The organism is Bradyrhizobium sp. NBAIM01 (genome assembly GCF_020194115.1).
Lineage (GTDB): Bacteria > Pseudomonadota > Alphaproteobacteria > Rhizobiales > Xanthobacteraceae > Bradyrhizobium > Bradyrhizobium yuanmingense.
On sequence record NZ_JADYVU010000001.1, the window covers coordinates 785819 to 806083 of the forward strand.

The following is a 20265-nucleotide window of genomic DNA, read 5'->3' on the forward strand; positions in this document are numbered from 1 at the left end:
TTTTATCCTTCCGATCCGTCGTAGGCACCGGGACGTTCGAGGACCGAGTAACCCTGCCGCCAGTTCTGGATCGCCACCTGCACGGAGCGTGCGAACATCAGCACGAACCCGAGCAGCACGGCGTAATAGACATAGTCCTTGGGAAGATTGATGGTGGTCATCTGCTCGTCGCCGATGATCCTGATGTAGACCCAGACCAGCTTGATGGCGTAGCCGAAGAAGGCGATCCGGATCAGGTCGATCGCGGTCGACAGCACGCGCCCTACGGCATGCGGCAGGTAGCGATAGACGAGGTCGACCTGGATATGCCGCGACAGCCGTACGCACATCGACGAGCCGATGAAGACCACCCCGATCAGGCAATAGGTCGCGATCTCCTCGGTCCAGGCGTAGCTGTCGTTGAGCACGTAACGGGTGAAGAACTGCAGGAAGACGGCGAGCGCCATCACCCAGAAAATCGCCAGCGCCACCCAGTCCTCGAAGGCGTAGACGCCGAGATCGACCTTCGGCGTCGCCTCCTCCTCGAAGGTGTGCGCGATCTCGTCGGCGGTGATCTGCCGGTGGATTTCGGCGGTGGACATGTTACCTCTCTCCAAATCGTCGTTCCGGGGCTCGCGAAGCGAGAACCCGGAATGACGTCTTTGTTCTACTGTCTCACGCTTGCTCCGCTCCTCATCCTGAGGAGCTTGCGAAGCAAGCGTCTCGAAGGATGCCCCCGGGGCACACCGGGGCCCTCATGGTTCGAGCTGCCCTTCGCGCTCCTCACCATGAGGGTCTTATGGCGGGGCAAGCGGCGGTCACTTCACCGCCTGGATCTTCTCCCAATCCGCCTTGCGGTACCCGAAAGTCTCGAACGCGACGTTCTTCAACACGGTGTCGCGGAACTCGTTCTTGTCGACCTCGGTCACGGTCAGGCCCTTGTCCTTGAAGAAGGCGACCAGCTTGGCCTCGTTCTGCTTGATCTCTCCGGTGGCCTTGGCAGCCGCCTCCTGCGCCACGTCGGTGAAGATCTTCTTGTCCTCGTCGCTGAGCTTCTTCCACAGCGCGCCGGCGATCACCGTGTTGAGATGGTCGACGATGTGGCCGGTCAGCACGATGTGCTTCTGCACCTCGTAGAACTTCTTGGCCTCGATCGTGGTCAGCGGATTTTCCTGCGCCTCCACGGTGCCGTTCTGGAGCGCGAGATAGACCTCGGCGAACGCGATCGGCGCGGTGTTGGCGCCGCAGGCGCGCGGCATCGCCAGATAGGCCGGAACGTCGGGCACGCGGATCTTCAGGCCCTTCATGTCCGCGCAGGTCTTGATCGGCTTGTTGGACGAGGTCTGGCGCACGCCGTAATAGGTCACCGCGACGATGTGGTGGCCGCTCTTGTCCTCATAGCCCTTGGCGAGCTCCTTGAAGATGTCGCTCTTGGTGTGGCGAGCAGATGATCGGCATCGCGGAAGGTGTAGGGATAATAGGTCACGCCGATCGGCGCGAAGCTCTTGGCCGCGAAGCTCGATCCGGAGATGATGATGTCGACCGAACCGAGCGACAGGCCCTGGTTGATGTCGGTCTCCTTGCCGAGCTGCGAGGCCGGATAGACCTCGATCTGGTAGCGCCCGTTGGTGCGCTTATTGATCTCCTGCGCGGCCCAGACCGACGCCGTGTGGAACGGCTCCGAGGGCTCGTAGACATGAGCCCATTTGAGCTTGGTCTGCGCCATGCTGGCGCTGGTCGCCGCCAACAGCGTGGCGGCGGAAATCGCTGCTGCAATCGTCATCTTCTTTAACATCGACTTTTCCTCCATCGTTCAAGTCTGCTTGTTCGCCCGCCCCGGCATGGATGCGGGCCGCCTAATCTCATCGCCGCCGCGAGCTGCCGCTCTTGGCCTGTTTCTTCGATGGTCGTTTTGATTTCGCCGGCTGAACCCCGGACGGCGCCGCTCGCCTCCGTGCAGCCGGCGCCCCTGCTGATGTCTCGGCACCAAAATTCTGTGCAAAGCGCTCCTGCGAATGCGCGAGGTGATCGCGCATGGCGTCATGGGCCGTCAGCGGCCGGCGCGCAGCGATGGCGTCGCGCACGGCCCGGTGCTCATCGAGCGCGGTTCGCCACGTGGTGGGATTCTCGAAATAATGCGCTAGCTGCGCGAAATAGGGATTGAGGCGCTGGTCGAACAACTCGCCGACAACCCGCACCAGCACGGCATTGCCGAGACATCCTGCCACGGCGATATGGAAGGCGCGGTCATGAACCATCGAGGCTTCGCCAGGATGGTCGACATTCTCCATCGCGACGAGCGCGGCGTCGATGCGGTCGATGTCATCTTTGGTCGCCACGCGCGCGGCCTGTTCGGCGATGGCGCTCTCCAGGAATTCGCGGGCGCGCAAGAGTTCGAACGGGCCTTCGATGACGGCAGTAGCTGTCGGCGCGGCCACGGCGGCGGGCTCGATCACATAGATGCCGGATCCGACGCGGATGCGCAGGCGCCCTTCGACCTCGAGCGCAATCAAGGCTTCGCGCACCGTGGGCCTCGACACCTTGAGCTGTTCCGCGAGGTCGCGCTCGGTCGGCAAGCGGCTGCCGACCGCGTACTCGCCGCTGTCGATCAGGCTTCGCAATTGATCGGCGACCTGGCGATAGAGCCGTCTCGCCTCCACAGCTTCCAGCGGCACGCTGGTCCTCCCGAAAAGGTCTCGCGCGGCGCCTCCGGCGCCCGCGACCCGCCAATTTTGGAAAATTGGTCTTACCAATTGACCGGAGCATTGACCTGATACGGACGCCATGTCAAGCAGCGGCAAAGCAAGGGGAGACGTCCATGCGCCAGAGCTCGATGCGCCTTGGTCGCGCCAATCTCGACCGGCTGGCACCTGCCATCCGCCGTCCGGCCTATGACCGATCGCGCGTCACGCCCGGCATCGTGCATCTCGGGCTCGGGGCGTTTCATCGTGCCCATCAGGCCGTCGTCATCGACGATAGCCTTGCTAGGGGCAGCATGTCCTGGGGCATCATCGGCGCGAGCCTGCGCAGCCCGGAGACGCGCGACGCCCTCGCCCCGCAGGACCATCTCTACACCGTCGCTGTGCGCGCCGCCGAAGGTACCGAGCACCGCGTGATCGGCGCCCTGCTCGACAGCGTCGTCGCGCGCGAGAAGCCGGCAGCCCTGGTGGAGCGGATGGCCGATCCCGCCATCCGCATCGTCTCGCTCACGGTGACCGAGAAGGGCTATTGCCACACGCCGCAGACCGGCGATCTCGACGAGCGGCATCCTGATGTCGTGCACGACCTCAACAATTTCGACGCGCCGCGCTCGGCGCCGGGCTTCATCGTCGCCGCGCTGGCACGCCGGCGGGCGCAGGGTCTTTCGCCCTTCACCGTGCTGTGCTGCGACAACCTCGCCGCCAACGGCCACACCGTGCAGCGGATCGTCACGCAGTTCGCCGCGCTGCGGTCCAGGGAACTTGGCAAGTGGATCGCCGACACGGTTGCTTTCCCCTCGACCATGGTCGACCGCATCGTGCCGGAGACGACGGATGCCGACCGCGATGCGGTCGCATCGGCGCTGGGCATGCGCGACGCCTGGCCTGTCATGACCGAGCCGTTCACGCAATGGGTGGTCGAGGACCGCTTCACCGCGGGCCGGCCGGACCTTGCCGCAGCGGGTGTCGAGCTCGTCGGCGACGTCAAGCCGTTCGAGCTGATGAAGCTGCGGCTGCTCAACGCCAGCCATTCCGCGCTGGCCTATCTCGGCTATCTCTCCGGCTACGAGACCATCGCCGACACGATGCAGGATCCGCATTTTGCGCGCCTCGCCGCGCAGGTGATGGAAGAGGCCGCGGTGACGCTGACCATGCCATCAGGCACGGATCTCGCCGCCTATCGCGCCTCGCTGCTCAAGCGCTTCGCCAATCCGGCGCTGCACCATCGCACTTGGCAGATTGCCATGGACGGCTCGCAAAAGCTGCCGCAGCGGCTGCTCGGCGCGATGCAGGATCGCCTTGCCAGAGGCCTGCCCATCGCAACGCATGCGCTGGCGGTGGCCGGCTGGATCCGCTACGTCAGCGGCGTCGACGAGCAGGGACGGCCGATCGACGTGCGCGATCCATTCGCCGCCGAGTTCGCCGCGCTGGCGCGCGAGGCAGGACCCGTTGCCGAGCGCCTCGCGCCGGCACTGCTCGGGGTGGCGAAGGTGTTCGGGCCGCTCGGCGCCGAGCCGCGCCTGCGCGAGGCTGTCACCGCGGCGCTCGGCCGCCTCTATGCCGACGGCGCGCGGCGGGCCGTGGCAACGCACGTTTCAGCGTGACCACGACGCGGGCAGCATCCTGAATGCTGCACTGCGGCCAAAGTCGACGGAAAGTCGCGCTTGATTTTTGCCTGTCCTTGCCCCACCCGAGAGCGATGGGAAACGACACCAAGGTCATCGCCGCCAACGCGGCCTTTTACGCGGCATTCTCGACCGGCGACTTCGCCGGCATGGAACGGATGTGGGCGGATGACGACGGCATCTCCTGCATCCATCCCGGCTGGCCGGCCATCATCGGCCGCGCCACCGTGATCGGAAGCTGGCGCGACATCCTGCAAAACCCGCAGCGGCCGCAGATCGTCTGCGCCGAGCCGCAGGCCATCGTCGACGGCGACAGCGCCCGCGTGCTCTGCATCGAGATCGTCGACGGCACCGCGCTGGCTGCGGCGAACCATTTTCGCCGCGTCGGCGACGACTGGCGCCTGGTGCATCATCAGTCCAGTCCGATCGCACAGATTGTCGAGCAGGCCGAGGACGATAGAGCAAGTCACCGCGTCCACTGAGCACGGCGATCACGGCGCCGTGATCTACTGTGCATGGGGTTGTTTTTCAGCTTTTGTTTGGCGGGCCGAAAGTTCCGACAGATCGTCGAGCACGACATGCGCGCCGGTGAAGTCGTCGTCCCCGAAGAACGTGCTGCGGGTGATCAGAACCGGGACGCCGGCGCGCGAGGCCGCGATCAGACCGTTGGCGGAATCCTCAATCGCAACGCAATCGGATGCCTCGAGCTTCAGCCGCGCCAGAATCTCGAGATAGACGTCGGGCGCCGGCTTCTTGTGCCTGACGTCGTCGCCGGCGACGATCGCATCGAAATCCGCGGCCCAGCGTTTGCCCAGCGCCTGCGACAGCAGCGCATCGATATTGCCGTGCGATGTGGTGGTCGCAATCGCAAGCCGCTGGCCGCGCGCCTTCGTGGCCCTGAGCAAGTCCGTCACGCCTGGCCGCAAGGGACAGCGGCCGGCCTCGACCAATTCGGCATAATGCGCGGTCTTGATGCGGTGAAGTTCTGCGATGTCCCCGTCCGACAAGGGCGGAGCGGTCACTAGCCTCTCGTGGTAGGCGCGCATGCGCTCCTTGCCGCCCGTCACCCGCAACAGGTCCTTGTAGACGGCGCGGTCCCACTGCCAGTCGAGACCGAGGCGGGCGAAGGCCAGATTGAAGGCCTGCCGATGCAGCTCCTCGGTTTCGGCCAGGGTGCCGTCGACGTCGAAGATCAGCGCGGCCGCGCGCCGGATCAGATCGGCGGCGTCCGCTGGCGACTGAACCAACGCTTCGGCCTGCATGATCGATGCCTCCTGTCCCAAGCGAACATCGCCCGAAGCGACAGACGAGTAAAATCGCAATATCTTTTGCCGGACCCAAAAATCTCTTATGAGCGAACGGTGCGCGACGGCGCGAACGGGAACTTTCGACCTGCACGGGAGACGCATGCGGCTCTTCATCCTCGGCCTCGGCTACAGCGCCCGGCATTTCGTCCGCAAGCACGGCCGCAGCTTCTCGCATGTCGCCGGCACCGTGCGCGATCCCGCGCAGCGGAATGACCTCGCCGGGATCGAGGTGCATCCGTTTTCCGGCAGCCTTCCGTCGCCCGAGACGGTTGAACGGGTTCGCGACGCCGACGTCCTCCTGGTGTCGATTCCGCCCGGCAGCGGCGGCGATCCCGCGCTCGCAGCCTTCGCGGACGTGCTGACAGGGCGGAAACGCAAGGCCATCTATCTCTCCACCATCGGGGTGTACGGCGATCACGCAGGCAGCTGGGTCGACGAGAGCACGCCGCCGCAGGCCATCCTCGACCGCACGCGCATGCGGATCGCGGCGGAGCAGGCCTGGACGGATGCGACGGACGGCGATGCCGCGATCCTGCGGCTTGCGGGCATCTACGGTCCCGGCCGCAACGCGCTGGCGACACTGCGCGCGGGAACGGCGAGGCGCATCATCAAGCCGGGACAGGTGTTCAACCGCATCCACGTCGATGACATCGCGAGCGCGATCATCGCCGCTCTTCGTCACCAGGGCGGCGGCGTTTGGAACGTCTGCGACGATGAGCCGGCGCCGCCGCAGGACGTGATCGGCTATGCCGCGCAGCTGATGGGCGTGGCGCCGCCGCCGGAAGAAGCGTTCGTCACCGCCGAGATGTCGGCGATGGCGCGCAGCTTCTATGCCAGCAGCGCCCGCGTCTCCAACGAGAAACTGAAGCGCGAGCTCGGCGTCACGCTGGCCTGCCCCACCTATCGGCACGGCCTCGACGCTCTCTGGCGCGCAGGCGAAGGACGTTAGGGTTCCTGCGCTCCGATGCGTCCCAGACATGCCGCCCCCACGCTTGACTTCGTCCCTGTGCGGTCATGATCTAGGCATCGAGCGAGCCACCGCACAACGAGTTCGCGTCTTGGGAGAATGCAATGAATAAGACGATCGCCATGATCGCGGCAACGATTGCTGTCGTCACGCTCGGCGCCGCGCGCGCTGCGCCGCTGCCCGAAGCCAATCCCGACGATGTCGGATTTTCGAAGCAAGGCCTTGCACGCCTCGATAATTTCTTCGCGCGCGAGATCGCGGCCAAGCGCGTTCCCGGCGCAGTGGTCGCCATCGCGCGCGACGGCAAGCTCGTCCACTACAAGGCCTATGGCCTGCTCGATCCGGCCAAGGGTACGCCGATGCCGCTCGATGCGATCTTCGCGCTGGCCTCGATGACCAAGCCGATGGCAGCGGTCGCCGGCCTGACGCTGATGGAGCAGGGACGGCTGCCGCTCCAGGCCAAGCTGTCCGAATACTACCCGGGCTTCGCCGACATGAAGGTCGGCGTGCCTCAGGCGGATGGATCACTCAAGCTCGAACCGCAGGCCTCGCCGATCTTCATCCACGATCTCTACCGGCATACGTCGGGGCTGATATATGGCGGCCGCCCCGACTCATCGAGCCCGGTGGCGCGGCAATATCCCGATGGCATTGCGCCGGCGATCGAAGGCGACACCCAGGCTTTCATCGATCGCATCACCAAGCTGCCGCTGGCGCAGCAGCCCTCGACCGCGTTCGAATACGGCTTTTCGATCGATGTGCTCGGCGCTGTCGTCGAGAAGGTGAGCGAGCAGAAGCTTGGCGACTATCTCGCTGCCAATGTCTGGCAGCCGCTCGGCATGAAGGATGCGACTTTCCATCCGACCGAGGCGCAGCGCCCGCGCCTCGCCCGCCCCTTCCCGAACGATCCGCTGACGGGCAAGCCGCAGGCCATCAAGCTCCTGGACACTCCAACCAAGTTCGACTGCGGCGGCGCCTGCTCCTTCGCGACGGTCGGCGACTACATCCGCTTCGGACAGATGTTGCTCAACGGCGGCGAGCTCGATGGGCAGCGCATTCTCGGTCCGAAGACCGTCCGTCACATGACGGCGAACCATCTCGGCCCCGAGATCAAGAACAACGTCGCCAATGTCGAGCCGCATCGCGGCGGCTTCGGCTTCGGCCTTTCGGTGGCGGTCCGGACCAGCGAAGGATTGTCGTCGGTCCCCGGCAATCCGGGCGAGTTCACCTGGAACGGAGCCTACGGGACGCAGTTCTTCTGCGATCCCAAGGAGCGTCTCGTCGTCGTGGTGGGAACGGCGGCACCGGGTGAGCTCAGGAAGTATTATCGCGAGCAGGTCCAGGACATCGTCTACGGCGCGATGACGAAGTGAGACCGTCACATGAAAGAGAAAGGGCGGCCACTTGGGCCGCCCTCTTGATTGACCGTCAGCTCAACACGCCGTGTTTCTTGAACCAGGCCTCTGCCTGCTTCCAGGCATCTTCCGCGGCGTCCTTGCGGTAGCTGCCGCGATAGTCGGCATGGAAGCCGTGCGGCGCTTCGGGGTAGATCTTGAAGTCGGCCGTCTTCTTGCTCTGCTCGAGCGCGGCCTTCATCTGCTCGACCTGCGCGACGGGAATGCCGGTATCGGCGCCACCATAGAGGCCGAGCACCGGCGCCTTCATCTCGGGCGCGAGCTGCAGCGGGCTCTTCGGCCACAACGGGTTGGCTGGATCGACCAAGGTCCCGTAGAAGGCAACGCCCGCCTTGAGCGCACCGCTGTGGGCGGCATATTCCCAGACCGTGCGGCCACCCCGGCAGAAGCCGATGATGCCGAGCCTCGTCGTGTCGCCGCCTTGCGATCCTGCCCAGGCCACCGTCGCGTCCAGATCAGACAACAGCTCCGCGTCCGGCTTCGCATTCACCACCGGCAGCAGCTCCCTGATATCCGTGACCTTGGTCAGGTCGATGCCCTTGCGGAAATAATAGTCGGGCGCCACTGCGAACGCGCCGAGCTTGGCGAGGCGTCGCGTCACGTCCCGGATGTATTCGTGCAGTCCGAAGATCTCCATCGCCACGATGATCACCGGCGCCTTGGTGTTGCCGGCCGGGCGGGCGAAATAGGCGGGCATGTCCTCGGCGCCGACCTTGATCTTGGCATCGCCGGCCTGGAGGCCGCTTGTGTCCGTCGTGACGATGTCGGCCCGGACCGGACCGGCCGCGAGCGTGTAGCCAGCGGCGACGGCCGCGGTGGCGCTCATGAATCCGCGGCGCGAGAGCGGGGCGACTTTCGTCAGTCCAACGACGTCGGATGTCATGGTGGTTTCAAAGCTCATCGATCTTCCCATTCCTGATTCCCATGCTGATGCCCCTCGGGCGCCGCATTCGCCAGTAATTGCCAGATAAACGCAAGTCACCAGCCTGCGAGCACGCGGCTCACCACTTCATCCCTTCGTTAGCGAGCGCCGGTGTCCGCCGCCCGCCGGAGAGTGGGCCGTGTGCCGGACTTAACCGTCTGGCTGCACTGCACCGCAACATCCATTAACCGAAAGGAATGGTTCTTTGCCTGCCGGCCAGGCCGCTTGGCCTTGCGCAGAATGCGCCTGAGCGCAGACCCGACAGGCTCTGCCGCAACAAATAGCAATCGCAGCGACGATGGTGACACATCATGCTGCTTGCGCATCGCTCATCATCACCAAATCACGTGCGAACCGCCGTCATTTGATTGAAATTTTCGGAGGATCTTGGCCGCGCGATTTACCCGGTCTTTCTTTGTGACACCCTAGTTCCACGGCCGGAAGTTCCATCTTCGGAAACGCAGAGGCTTCTTCCCGCGACGCGCGATGCTCGCCCGCAACGGACGGCGGAGCGCGAGCGGGTCTCATTCTCGTCCGCCCCGATTGCGCTACCCGAGGCCCAATTGAATAAACGTTTATGCGACCTGGAACTGAAATGAATTTGGCTCGTGAATCGATTGAACTGTTGGAGCAGGCCGCACGCATCCTGTGGTTCGAAGGCACCAAGCACGGTTTGCGCGACCGCGAATGGATGGCGCTGCGCTTCCTCTCCCGCGCCAACCGATTTTCCCGAACCCCCTCGGCGCTGGCGAGCTACGTCGGCACCACGCGCGGCACCGCCTCGTTCATCATCGGCGAGCTCGAGCGGCTCGGTTATCTCGAGCGGAAGCGCTCGGCCACGGACAAGCGTTCGGTGACGTTGAGCGTGACCCAGCAGGGCAAGAAGTTCCTGGTGCGCGATCCCGTCAACGTCCTCATCGAAGCGATTGGCGTTCTGGACGACGAGGTCAAGATCCGCTTCCGCGACACGTTCCGGCACGTGCTGGACCACTCCGATGCCGCCGAGCAGCGGCACCACACCGACGTCTGCAAGCGGTGCATCTTCCTGCGGGAGGATCGCGCCAATACCGACAGCAAGACGACGGCCGAGTTCAGCTGCCGCCTGTTTCGCGCACCGATCGCCGAAGCGGAGGTCGATCTGCTGTGCACCAGCTTCGAGCATCACCGCCAATAAAAGGCGGCTCGTTCAGGGCGTTGCCTTGCGCGACGAATAGATGACGCCGCCGCTTGATTCCACCACCAGGCGCCCGTTCTCGTTCCTGATCTCTTCGATGCGGCCAAGACCGGGCACCTGTTGTCCCAGCACGGCTTCGATGACACCGTTCGGGCCCTGCAGGATCGCAATTCCCTCATAGGCCTGGCGGACCGACCAGCCCTTGATCGCCTTGCGCGGCGCCAATGCACGCTCGGGTGCAGGCACCGATCCCGTGAATTCGGGCGCGGCGACCGCGGCCATCATCGGCCCTTGCGCTGACACCGGCTGCGTCTGCACCGTCGCCGGCGCGGGAGCTTGGGCTTGGGCTTGCACCTGAGCGAGCTTGTCGAGCTTCACCGTAGACGACGAGCTCACCCGCTCGATCCGGTCGAGATTCTCGGCAAACCGGCCGAAGCGATCGTTCGTGACCTTGCTGGATTGATCGACCGCGGTCCGCAAGCCATCGAGGTTTTCAGACACGCCCGACACTTGCTTGCGCAGTTGCGCGACGGTCTCGCGCAGAATCCTGATCTCTGCATTGGCCGCAACGTTGTTTGGCGCGGGCTGGGTGGTGAGATAGGCGATCACGCCGGTGCAGGCGCAGACCACCAGCATGGCAGCGACCGCCAGAGTTGCGAGCGGCGCGACCCAGGTCGGACGGGGTGGCGGCGGCTTCGCCACGATCACGGCCGGCTTGATCACGACCGGCGCCGGCTTCGGGATCGCCATCTTGTCGAGGCGGGCCTTGGCACGAATCCGCTTCAAGCCGTCGAGTGCCTCCTTTGCGAGAGCCTCGTCGTTCGCCGCGGCCGATACGCGCTTTGCGCTCGCGGCAGGCTTGGTCGTCCGCGCCGCGTTGTCCATTGTATCGCTCGCCTCCAGCGCCGGCTTCGCCGCCGCGGAAGCATCCGCGGTCGCGTTGGGGCGAGCTTGTCCATCGGACAACATATGAAAATGCTCCGTTCGGTTTCGGTCTGTCGAACGACGACGTTACTTGCCGAAGCTTGCCTGAAACGTGTGCGTCGAAACCCCTTCATCGCGCGCGATGCGACGTCGCATGAGTCGATCGCGCCATACACGTGGCGATAGTGCGACTCGAAAGACACACACTCGCCAAGATTTCATCAAGCTGGAGTCGCGGCGCAGACGTGAGTCGAACTGCCGCATCTCGGAAAGCGAGTTCCAGAGTCAATCCGGGGTTGAAAACCCATCAATGTGCGCACTCGGGAGCACCGCCCGAAATAGCTGTAATTGTACGGGGATGCGGAACTATACAACCAGCACGGTGCAGAACTAGTTTGGTAACAAAATCAACTGATGCGTTTGGATACATCAAGAAACAACCCGAAACGAATCAACAGCATCAAGCGCATTTAGCAATCGCTTTCTTCCGCACGCTTGATCGGAAAACGGCAATCGCTACGGTTCTACTCAAGTGATTCTCGCCAGTTGGCGAGGAGATCGACACGGTTCAGCAGTGTTCGGACGCGATGAGCAACTTGGCGCAACTGTTCTAGGTCGTTTCTCAATCTGCTCCGCGAGGTGATCAGTAAGACACCCGCCGAGCCTCACGCAGTAAGCGTTTCAGTATCGAGTTGAAGTAACAGGCCTGCGAGACGCAGGCACTGAACGCGTAGGGCTGCCCGCGAATATCGAAACCACAACAACGGTTCGCGGGATGGAATGTCGTCAAACAGCATCGTTGCCGAGCCGGAGCATCACAACAACCAACCGGCCGCAACAAGTGCGAAACAGGGGCGAAAGACTGATGTATATTATCGTTGATGATCGTGAGAGCGTCGCGAACAGCTATGTCGGAGGGCTCGTTCGCGAAGGCGTATCGTCGATCGGGTTCTCCTCCGGAGAATTCTGGGACTGGCTGCAATCTGCGAGCGAGTCCGATCTGGCGGCGGTGGACGCTTTTCTCCTCGGCGATTGCGATGCCCGCGGAAGCCTGCCGCGGGCGATGCGCAAGCGCTCCTCGGCTCCCATCATTGCCATGAGCGGCCAGAAGATGCTCAAGAACACGCTGGAGCTGTTCGAATCGGGCGTGGACGACGTCGTGCACGTGCCGATCCACCTGCGCGAGATCCTGGCACGAACGGCCGCGATCGCGCGCCGCCGGGTGGGCGAGCTGCCGAGGCCCTGCGAGAGCAGGATCCAGGTCTTCTTCAACGGCCGTGATCCCGAAATCGCGGGCCACGCCCTCACCCTGCCCCGCCGCGAACTGCGCATTCTCGAATATATGGTGGCCAATCACGGCAAGTGGATCACCAAGACGCAGATCTTCAATGCGGTCTACGGCATCTTCGAGTCCACTTTCGACGAGAGCGTGATCGAGAGCCACGTCAGCAAGCTGCGCAAGAAGCTCCGCGACCGCCTCGGCTTCGACGCGATCGTGGCAAGGCGTTACGTCGGCTACCGCCTCAACATCCCGGCGGGCGAAACTCTCGACGAGCCGGTGCAGGAGCTCGAGGACGTCGGCATCCTCTTGAACCGGGCGCAGGCCGCCCCCGCGGCATACCCGGCCGGCAACTGACAGGGCAGGACAGCGCCACGAACCGGCAACGGCCTCTGCGAAGCAGCTTCGCGGAGGCCGTTACACTTTTGGCAGCGAACTGAGCGCACGCCTCGTCCTTCGAGACGGCGCTGACGCGCCTCCTCAGGATGAGGCTAATCGGCCGCGGTGCGCGCTGAGACTGGCGCCGCGCATTCCGTCCTCATCCTGAGGAGCCGCGTAGCGGCCTCTCGAAGGATGGCCGCAGAAAAGAGCTACGGCTTCTGCTGAAATTCCTCCTTGGAGACGTAGTTGAAGTCCTCGACCAGGACGTCCTGGACGATGTCACCCTGCATCCGTTCGTTGACGCGCTGCTTGATGGCCGTCGTCAGGATGGCGAGGTCGTAACGGGCGAGCTTCCTGAAGTCGAGACGATCGTCGGCGTAGATCCTGCGGAAGGCCTCGTCGACGACGAACGGCTCCGGCGGGACGTTCAGCTGGTGCATGGTCCGCGCCTCCATGGTGTAGACGAAGCGCGCGACGATGTAGCCCTGGACATTGCCGTTCTCGACCATCGGCACGCTCAGCGCCCGCGTCTTCTGATATTGCAGCCCTTCGAGATATTCGTCCTTCGCCGGCAGCAGGCTGCCCTTCTCCTTCCAATAGGCAACGGCATAGCTCGTGCCTGCCGTGAGGATGCATACCCAAAGCCCGGCCAGCACCAGCCTGATCATTTTCCGTCCTGCGCCGTGCGACCGGTATAGGTGCCGTCGGACTCGGCGTCCTTGACCGCCTTGACGATGATGCCCGCGACTTCGCGGACCGCGTCGTAGTGCATTTCCAGAATGGAGCGATTCCGCTCGAGCTTCTCGCGCAGCCGCTGAATCTCCTCGGTGATCTCGACTTCGCCGCCGAGGTGCATCCGCGCCCGCATCAGGCGGACGAACTCGAGCATGCTCCGGCTCTTCCGCGCGCTGAAATCGTCGAAATCGATCTTTTGACCGGTCGCGAGTGCGGTCGTCTCCTCCTCGACGATAGTCGCAAGCCGGCGGATTGCGGCCAGCAGGCCACGCATTTCGTCCGATCTCACCGTGTCCGCGGCGTCGACCCTTGCCTCGTCACCCCCGATCGGCAGCAGCACGGGCAGCAGCGCATCGCTCGCTGCGGCTTCCGTCGTCACCATCTCGGTGTCCGCGACCGCCTGGTCCATCGCCACGGCCACCGCGCCTTCTTGTGCCTGCATTGGAAATTCACCTATCAACTTCTGTCACCCATTCGCGGATCATGATTTGGCCTTCGCAGCGTCCGGTCCAGCCTGATGCGCGGCGGCGAGCTGCCGGGCGATGCCGACACCGTTGCCCTTTGCCAGCTGACTGCCGAGCTGCTCTGCAAGCATCGACTTCCAGACGCCGCCAGCCGTGCCCTTGCCGAAGACCTCCTCCGACTCCTTCGGCAACATCGTCTCGACGAAGGTCTGGAGGATGAAGGCTTCGAACTTCCGGTAAACCTCGCCGGATGCCGGCGCCTTGATCACCTGCACCGGCGCGCCATTCACGGCACCCGACTGCGCTTCCGCGACTTTCGCCGCGGCTTGATCGGCGGTCGCCGCTTTGGCCTTGCCGACTTCCGCCTCCATCGTGGCGGCGAAATCGGCGTCCGACGATTTCAGCGCGTCGAGCTTCGCGGTCGCGGCGCGCTGCGTCGCGGGGTCCGCGGCTTCGAGGACGTCGAGGACGAGGTCGGGCGTCGCTGTCACGATCATGTCTTGTTCCGGTTGGCTGGCTGTGGCGTCCAGGCGTGCACGGTAAGGCTCGTTCCCGTCATGTCCTCGAGCGAGCGCTTCTCGGCATCGCGGAGCTTGTCTGCGAGTGCGGCCTTGGCGACCTCCTCCAGCTGTTTCACGCGGCGGGTCTCCCGGCGAACCTGGTCGAGCTGCTGCGCGGCCTGCGCCTGCACCGCACGGGCGCCGACGCTCGCCCTGTTGAGACGCCGCGCGATCGATTCGTTCGACGATCCCGCCGGCGGCTTTCCATCGTTCAAGGCTCCGACCAGCCATTCCTGCTCGTCCTGCAGGCTGCGCTCCTGCTGCCGCAATTGCGCGAGCTGCCATTCGGAGAGCCGGAGCTGCAGCTTCACCAGCGAGACCATCCGGCCGAGCTTGTCCGCGCGCGATGTCATGACCCGGTCACTCCGCCAGCCACGACGACACGCCCAGCATGAACTGCGTCAGCAGCTCGTCGCTGGTGAGGTAGAGCAGCAGGAAGCCGCCGAACAGCACGAAGGGCACCGAGATGAAATAGACCGGAATGGCCGGCGTCAGCTTGTTGATCAGGCCGACCGCCAGGTTGACGATGACCGAATAGACGATGAAAGGGCTCGAGATCCGCAGCGTCAGCACGAACGCTTCCGAAAGGCGGCCGACGAGCAGCTCGAGCGCGACGCTGCCGCCCAGCCTGCTGCCGGGCTTCCAGACGTCGTAGGAGTTCATCAGCCCCCGCAGCACCTGCCAGTGCTGGTCGGTCATGAAGAACAGCGTGGTGACGGCCGCCATGATCAGCGGCACCAGGGCCGGCGCCGGATCGGTGTCGGCGATCGGTGTGCCCGGGATGTTGCTCAGCCCGATCGCGCTCGCCATCATGGTCGCCATGGTCTGGAGGGCGAGGAAGAACACGCGCCCGCCGAGCCCGATGACGCTGCCGACCACGAGCTCGGAGCAGATCAGGAGCGCGAGCGTCAGGGGAGCCGCGTTGTCCGTGAGCGGCTTCAGGACGGCAATCAGGATCGGCGTCAGTGCAAACGTCGTGACCAGTGCGACGAACAGGCGCACCTGGGGCGGAACGTTGACGCTGGAATAGCCGGGCACCAGCATCAGGCAGGCGCCGATGCGGCAAAACACGATGAACGTCACCAGCACGCTGTCGGCGAGCCCTGAGATCACGATATGGCTCCGAGCGCCCTGATCTCGGCGCTGCGCGCGACTTCGACATGCGACAGGATCGGCAAAGTCGGGAACACCCGCTCCAGGATCATCCGGACATAGGGGCGCGCTTCCGGCGTCACTGCCAGCACCACGCTGGTGCCGCTGTCGGTGAATTTCCGGATCGCGGCGCTGGCTTCGGTCGCGAACTGCTCGATCAGGCGCGGGTCTGCGTCGAACTCGACGACGTCCCCCTTGGCATCGCGCTTCAGGCTCTGGTGGAAAGCGAGGTCCCAGCGGTTACCGAGACGAACCACGTTGAGCACGCCATTGTCGGAGAGATCGCCGCAGATCTGCTGGGCGAGCCGGGTCCGAACGTGCTCCGCCACCTGCTCGGAGCGCCGCACATGGGGCGCGATCTCGGCGATCGCCTCGAGGATCAGGTGAAGATTGCGAATGGAGACTCGCTCGGCAAGCAGGATCTTCAGGATCGCCAGCAGGCCCGAATAGGAGATCTGCGACGGGCAGAGATCCTCGACCAGGCGCTTGTATTCGGGATCGAGCCGGTCGAGCAGGGCACGCATGTCCTTGTAGGACAGCAGCTGGGCAAGGTTCGCCCTGATCACTTCGCTCAAATGCGTGAGCAGCACCGACAGATTGTCGACCGGCTTGCAGCCCTGCCGCTTGACTTCGTCGGTGAAGGCTTCCGTCACCCACAGCGCCTTCATGCCGAACGCAGGCTCGATCACCTCGTCGCCCGGCACGTCGGGCTTGCCGTCCTTGTCGACCAGCACCAGCACCTCGCCGAGCCTGAGCTCGCCATGGGCAACGCGCGTGTCGTGAATCCTTATCTGGTAGCTCTTAGGATCGATCGACAGATTGTCCGTGAGCTTGATCTCGGGAATGACGAAGCCGTACTGCTTGGCGAATTTCTTGCGGATCTTGGCCACGCGGTGGGCAAGCTCGGTGCGCGAGCCCAACAGATGGATTGAAAGGTGGCCGCCGAGCGCCAGCTCGATCTCGGCGGTCTTGAGCTGCTCCTTGACGGACTCCTTGGCCTCAGCCTGCGCGCGCTCGTCGGCCTTGCGGGCCTCCTCCTTCTGCTTCAGCGCAGCTTGCCGCTTCGGCAACGAATAGCCGACGAAGGCCATGACACCCCCAAGCAGCACAAACGGCGCCATCGGCAGTCCCGGCATCAAAGCGAGCACGAACATCATCAGCGCGGCGGCCGACACCGCGCGCGGATAGCCGCCGAGCTGCCGCAGCACCGCCTGCTCCGCCGAGCCCGTGGTGCCGCCCTTGGAGACCAGGAGGCCCGCCGACAGCGACACGATCAGCGCCGGCATCTGCGACACCAGACCATCGCCGACGGAGAGCTTGGTGTAGACGTCGGCCGCGCGGGACAGAGTCAATCCGTGATGGGTGACGCCGATGACGATGCCGCCGAAGATGTTGATCGCGGTGATGATGAGACCGGCAATGGCGTCGCCACGGACGAATTTCGAGGCGCCGTCCATGGCGCCGAAGAACGCGCTCTCCTCTTCGAGCTCGCGGCGCCGTCGCTGCGCTTCCTTGTCGTCGATCAAGCCGGCGGACAGGTCCGCATCGATCGCCATCTGCTTGCCCGGGATGGCGTCCAGGGTGAAACGGGCGCCGACTTCGGCGATACGCGTCGCGCCCTTGGTGATCACGACGAAATTCACCGTCACCAGGATCGCGAAGATGATGAGGCCGATGACGAAGTCGCCGCCCATGACAAATTTCGAGAAGCCGGCAACGACGTGACCGGCCGCATGTTCACCCTCCCCGCCCCGTGACAGGATCAGGCGCGTCGTCGCGATGTTCAGCGCGAGGCGCAGGATCGTCGCGATCAGCAGCACGGTCGGGAAGGCCGAAAAGTCGAGCGGGCGCTGAATCCACAGCGCCACCATCAGGATCAGGGCCGACAACGCGATCGAGAACGCGAGGCCGAGGTCGATCAGGATCGGAGGAATCGGCAGGAACAGGATCGTGAGCATGGTCACGATGCCGGCGGCAAAGAAGGCATCCGTTCCGAGGCGACGCGGATTGGGCGGGCTAGCAGCTAACGTATCGGCCATGGGTCACCGGCAGAGGGGTCCGGTCGCAATCTGCCGCGCAAAGCTTACGCGGGGATGGTGCCGGGGCCGTCCGGATCAGAAGCCGCGCTCGATCCTGGAATAGACCATCTCAGTGAAGGTCGACAGATGCGCGCCGATGAAGGAGCCGGAGACGGCAACGACCAGGAGAATGACAATGATCTTCGGAACGAAGGTCAGCGTCACCTCCTGGATCTGGGTCAACGCCTGGATCAGCGCGATGACGGTGCCGACCAGCATGGCAGCGCCGACCGCGGGCCCGGAGGCGACGATGATGGTCCAGATCGCCGCCTGGACGATATCGAGGGCGTCCCGCTCGTTCATGACTGGCTGATCGTGAGGCCCGGTCCGACCGCGACCTTGGTGCCGTCCTGAAGCGTCGCGATGGAGCCGTCGCTGTTGATGGAGACCGAGACGACCTTGCCGCTAAAGGTCGCGCCGGTCGAGTCGGTGAAGCTGACCGTCTTCCCGATCAGCCCGTTGGCCTGCGACAAGGACTGCGAGGACAGCAGCGCGTCCAGCTTCGCATTCGTCTGCATCGCCTGCTCGACCGTCGAGAGCTGGGCGAACTGGCTCATATACTGCGCGGTGTCCATGGGATTGGTCGGATCCTGGTTCTTCATCTGGGCGATGAGGAGCTGGAGAAACGTGTTGTAGTCCACGCTGTTGCTCGACGTCGTCGAGTTGGTGTCGGTCGAACTGGATCTGCTGGTGCTGTCGGTCGCGCTGGTGACGTTCATCTTGTCTCTCCGCTGTCAGGCAGCTTCGACTGGGGAAACGGCGGCGGCGCCGGCCAGGATGGCCTGCTCCACCGGAAACAACGCGCGAATCCGCTTGAGCGCCTCGAAATAGCGGGTCGCCCCAACCAGTTCGTGGATCGCGCCGAGCCCATCGAGCATCTCGCGGTTCTCGCAAACGGCACACAGGGCCGCGTGATGCTGGGCGTAGAGCGCCGCAGCGTCGCGAACGTCGGTCGGGTTCATCAGCATGAGCTGGACGATGAAATAGAGCTGCCGCAGGGCCGTGGTGGCGTCGGACGCCTGCATGACCTGCCCTTCGAGCAGGAACATCACGTCGTTGACGAGCTCGACGGAGACCTTGCGGTCGACGCGGAGCACCGCGCCGTTGATGTAGACCCGTTCGCCCGCGCGCAAGGAGATCTTCATTAAAGCGCGTCTCGGATCAGGCGGTTGATTTCGATGAGCTGCACCACGTCGCTGGACCGCTGCTCGCGGAGACGATCGGCTTCCTTGACCACCCACAGGCCGATCGAGATGATGTCGGCACGCAGCTTGTCCGGCAGGCCGTTGTCCGGGTGCGCGAGATCCTCGATGAAGATCGTCCACAGCCGCCGCACATAGAGCAGGCTCTCGACCTGATCCTCGGGGCTGAAACGTCCCTTCTGGATCCGCTCGAGCCGGTCGATGCCAAGGCTGAGTGCCTGCCGCTCACGGCTGCGCGCCTCATAGCCACTATCGTCAACGACCGCTTCATAGGCTTCAAACGTCATCAGGACCACTCTTCGCAGAAAACCGAACAACTGGACAAAGGTTACGAGCCTGACAGCGCAGCCTTGGCTCAGAGATAATTGATGAGGCTGATCTTCTGGAGCTGCGAGGTGAGCGCCAGTGCAGTCTGGATCTGCGCCTGCAGCGTATTGACCCGGACCGAGGCTTCGGTCGGATCGACCGCTTCCATTCCGACGATCTGATTGTTCAGAATGTCCTGCTGCGTCTTGAGCTTGGCGGTTGCGGTGGTGACCCGCTGCTGGACCGTGCCGACGCTGCCGCCGAGCGCAGCGAGATCGTTGATGGCGTTGCCGACGAGGCCGATGGCCTTGTCCACGACGACCTGGAACGTCTCCTGGCTCAGGTTCACATTCCCGAGATCGGCCATCATGGTGTAGGCCTCGGCGAGCCTGCGGAAGCCGATCTCGTTGGCGCTCACTGACGTGTCCGCGATCTCGGTGGTGGAGATTCGGCTTTGCATGGTCTGGTCAGTCGCCGACGACCAGTTGGTGTTCCAGGCCGGGCTCGCGAACTCGGCATCGAAGGTGGTGTCCAGGAAGGTCTGCATCTGGGCCGGCGTAATGGTGGCCACGGCGGGCGAGGATTGCGGGAAGCCGAAGGCCGCGAGAAAATCGGCATCGACCTGGTTCTTGCTGGCCGAGCCCGCGGCGTACGGCGTGATGGGCGCGTTCTGCGTGTTGATGCCCGAGAACAGCGACGAGCCGTTATAGGAGACATTCAACGCGCCGATCAGGTCCTGGAGATTGGAGGATGCAGGCGGCAGGATGACCCGCCCGCCGCCGTCGGTGCTGCGGGCCGCGATCAGATCCTTGAGGAAGTCGGTCGCGGTCTTGTTGAGCTGGGTGATCCTGTTCTGCGTCACGTCCAGGCGTCCCGAGACGAGACCGTTGGTGTCGACGAGCTGGTCGGCAAAGCTCCAGTCCGCCCGCAGCGTGAGGTCGCTTCCCGTCGTCGCACCGAGTTCCAGACCAACGTCGTAGAAGCGGCCGGTGGTCGCTTCGGTCGAGGCCTTGCTCAGCGCCGCCTGGTTGTTCGTGATCGAATACCTCAACGACGAGGACAGCATCAGGGTGGAAACGTAATTCGCGCTCATCAT

General features: G+C 64.2%; 22 protein-coding genes and 1 pseudogene. 6 read left to right on the forward strand and 17 right to left on the reverse strand.

Annotated elements, in window-relative coordinates; all coding sequences use genetic code 11:
• Nucleotides 1-2: 2 nt before the first annotated feature.
• The 3 genes and pseudogenes from I6F31_RS03595 to I6F31_RS03605 form a co-directional block, all read right to left on the reverse strand.
• Nucleotides 3-581: a TRAP transporter small permease gene (locus I6F31_RS03595; protein ID WP_036007120.1), complete on the reverse strand. Its 579-nt coding sequence runs from the start codon at nucleotides 579-581 to the stop codon at nucleotides 3-5.
• A 216-nt stretch (nucleotides 582-797) separates the two neighbouring features.
• A pseudogene (locus I6F31_RS03600) lies at nucleotides 798-1774 on the reverse strand (sialic acid TRAP transporter substrate-binding protein SiaP).
• A gap of 67 nt (nucleotides 1775-1841) precedes the next feature.
• Entirely contained in the window at nucleotides 1842-2654 is an 813-nt protein-coding gene (locus I6F31_RS03605; protein WP_036007117.1) for a FadR/GntR family transcriptional regulator, read from the reverse strand.
• Between the two features lie 143 nt (nucleotides 2655-2797).
• On the opposite strand from I6F31_RS03605, the gene I6F31_RS03610 reads away from it, so the two are divergent.
• Together I6F31_RS03610 and I6F31_RS03615 are read left to right on the forward strand one after the other, a co-directional pair.
• Nucleotides 2798-4282, forward strand: a complete 1485-nt coding sequence (locus I6F31_RS03610) for a mannitol dehydrogenase family protein (RefSeq protein WP_225184702.1) — start codon at nucleotides 2798-2800, stop codon at nucleotides 4280-4282.
• A gap of 95 nt (nucleotides 4283-4377) precedes the next feature.
• Complete coding sequence (locus I6F31_RS03615) at nucleotides 4378-4785, forward strand: nuclear transport factor 2 family protein (protein WP_036007097.1); 408 nt, start codon at nucleotides 4378-4380, stop codon at nucleotides 4783-4785.
• Nucleotides 4786-4809: 24 nt separating this feature from the next.
• Here the strand turns inward: I6F31_RS03615 and I6F31_RS03620 are convergent, their stop codons facing one another.
• Nucleotides 4810-5565: an HAD family hydrolase gene (locus tag I6F31_RS03620; protein ID WP_225146825.1), complete on the reverse strand. Its 756-nt coding sequence runs from the start codon at nucleotides 5563-5565 to the stop codon at nucleotides 4810-4812.
• Nucleotides 5566-5710: 145 nt separating this feature from the next.
• Between I6F31_RS03620 and I6F31_RS03625 the strand changes: the two genes are divergently transcribed.
• Nucleotides 5711-6559 carry an SDR family oxidoreductase gene (locus I6F31_RS03625; protein WP_225146824.1) on the forward strand — a complete coding sequence of 283 codons (849 nt, stop codon included), beginning with the start codon at nucleotides 5711-5713 and terminating at the stop codon, nucleotides 6557-6559.
• Between the two features lie 122 nt (nucleotides 6560-6681).
• Nucleotides 6682-7950: a serine hydrolase domain-containing protein gene (locus tag I6F31_RS03630; RefSeq protein WP_225146823.1), complete on the forward strand. Its 1269-nt coding sequence runs from the start codon at nucleotides 6682-6684 to the stop codon at nucleotides 7948-7950.
• A gap of 55 nt (nucleotides 7951-8005) precedes the next feature.
• On the opposite strand, the gene I6F31_RS03635 is transcribed toward I6F31_RS03630, so the two are convergent.
• Nucleotides 8006-8893 (reverse strand): dienelactone hydrolase family protein, encoded by an 888-nt coding sequence (locus tag I6F31_RS03635; protein WP_225151329.1) that lies wholly within the window; start codon nucleotides 8891-8893, stop codon nucleotides 8006-8008.
• A gap of 616 nt (nucleotides 8894-9509) precedes the next feature.
• On the opposite strand from I6F31_RS03635, the gene I6F31_RS03640 reads away from it, so the two are divergent.
• Nucleotides 9510-10088, forward strand: coding sequence for a MarR family transcriptional regulator (locus I6F31_RS03640; RefSeq protein ID WP_036007089.1), 579 nt, complete (start codon nucleotides 9510-9512; stop codon nucleotides 10086-10088).
• 12 nt (nucleotides 10089-10100) lie between these two features.
• Here the strand turns inward: I6F31_RS03640 and I6F31_RS03645 are convergent, their stop codons facing one another.
• Complete coding sequence (locus tag I6F31_RS03645; protein ID WP_225146821.1) at nucleotides 10101-11057, reverse strand: hypothetical protein; 957 nt, start codon at nucleotides 11055-11057, stop codon at nucleotides 10101-10103.
• A gap of 820 nt (nucleotides 11058-11877) precedes the next feature.
• On the opposite strand from I6F31_RS03645, the gene I6F31_RS03650 reads away from it, so the two are divergent.
• A complete protein-coding gene (locus I6F31_RS03650; RefSeq protein ID WP_192893304.1) occupies nucleotides 11878-12648 on the forward strand; it encodes a response regulator transcription factor in 771 nt (256 codons plus the stop codon).
• 233 nt (nucleotides 12649-12881) lie between these two features.
• On the opposite strand, the gene I6F31_RS03655 is transcribed toward I6F31_RS03650, so the two are convergent.
• The 11 genes from I6F31_RS03655 to I6F31_RS03705 all read right to left on the reverse strand — a co-directional run bounded on the left by I6F31_RS03655 (nucleotide 12882) and on the right by I6F31_RS03705 (nucleotide 20265).
• Nucleotides 12882-13340 (reverse strand): hypothetical protein, encoded by a 459-nt coding sequence (locus I6F31_RS03655; RefSeq protein WP_225146820.1) that lies wholly within the window; start codon nucleotides 13338-13340, stop codon nucleotides 12882-12884.
• On the reverse strand, nucleotides 13337-13849 hold the full coding sequence (locus tag I6F31_RS03660) for a flagellar biosynthesis protein FlgN (protein WP_225146819.1): 513 nt from the start codon (nucleotides 13847-13849) through the stop codon (nucleotides 13337-13339). The genes I6F31_RS03655 and I6F31_RS03660 overlap by 4 nt, the downstream gene beginning before the upstream one ends.
• Before the next feature lie 39 nt (nucleotides 13850-13888).
• Entirely contained in the window at nucleotides 13889-14368 is a 480-nt protein-coding gene (locus I6F31_RS03665; RefSeq protein ID WP_225146818.1) for a rod-binding protein, read from the reverse strand.
• On the reverse strand, nucleotides 14365-14784 hold the full coding sequence (locus I6F31_RS03670; RefSeq protein ID WP_036007058.1) for a hypothetical protein: 420 nt from the start codon (nucleotides 14782-14784) through the stop codon (nucleotides 14365-14367). The genes I6F31_RS03665 and I6F31_RS03670 overlap by 4 nt, the downstream gene beginning before the upstream one ends.
• Before the next feature lie 7 nt (nucleotides 14785-14791).
• Nucleotides 14792-15544, reverse strand: a complete 753-nt coding sequence (fliR, locus tag I6F31_RS03675; protein ID WP_036007054.1) for a flagellar biosynthesis protein FliR — start codon at nucleotides 15542-15544, stop codon at nucleotides 14792-14794.
• On the reverse strand, nucleotides 15541-17622 hold the full coding sequence (gene flhA, locus I6F31_RS03680) for a flagellar biosynthesis protein FlhA (protein WP_225146817.1): 2082 nt from the start codon (nucleotides 17620-17622) through the stop codon (nucleotides 15541-15543). Before flhA ends, fliR begins: the two co-directional genes overlap by 4 nt.
• A 75-nt stretch (nucleotides 17623-17697) precedes the next feature.
• Nucleotides 17698-17964 carry a flagellar biosynthesis protein FliQ gene (fliQ, locus tag I6F31_RS03685; RefSeq protein WP_025034323.1) on the reverse strand — a complete coding sequence of 89 codons (267 nt, stop codon included), beginning with the start codon at nucleotides 17962-17964 and terminating at the stop codon, nucleotides 17698-17700.
• The gene (gene flgD / locus I6F31_RS03690) at nucleotides 17961-18380 is read right to left on the reverse strand and encodes a flagellar hook assembly protein FlgD (RefSeq protein ID WP_036007048.1); all 420 of its coding nucleotides are present in this window, start codon (nucleotides 18378-18380) and stop codon (nucleotides 17961-17963) included. Before flgD ends, fliQ begins: the two co-directional genes overlap by 4 nt.
• Nucleotides 18381-18395: 15 nt before the next feature.
• Entirely contained in the window at nucleotides 18396-18806 is a 411-nt protein-coding gene (gene flbT, locus I6F31_RS03695) for a flagellar biosynthesis repressor FlbT (protein ID WP_036007045.1), read from the reverse strand.
• Nucleotides 18806-19150 carry a flagellar biosynthesis regulator FlaF gene (gene flaF, locus I6F31_RS03700; RefSeq protein WP_036007043.1) on the reverse strand — a complete coding sequence of 115 codons (345 nt, stop codon included), beginning with the start codon at nucleotides 19148-19150 and terminating at the stop codon, nucleotides 18806-18808. Before flaF ends, flbT begins: the two co-directional genes overlap by 1 nt.
• Before the next feature lie 68 nt (nucleotides 19151-19218).
• Nucleotides 19219-20265 carry a flagellar hook-associated family protein gene (locus tag I6F31_RS03705; protein ID WP_225146816.1) on the reverse strand — a complete coding sequence of 349 codons (1047 nt, stop codon included), beginning with the start codon at nucleotides 20263-20265 and terminating at the stop codon, nucleotides 19219-19221.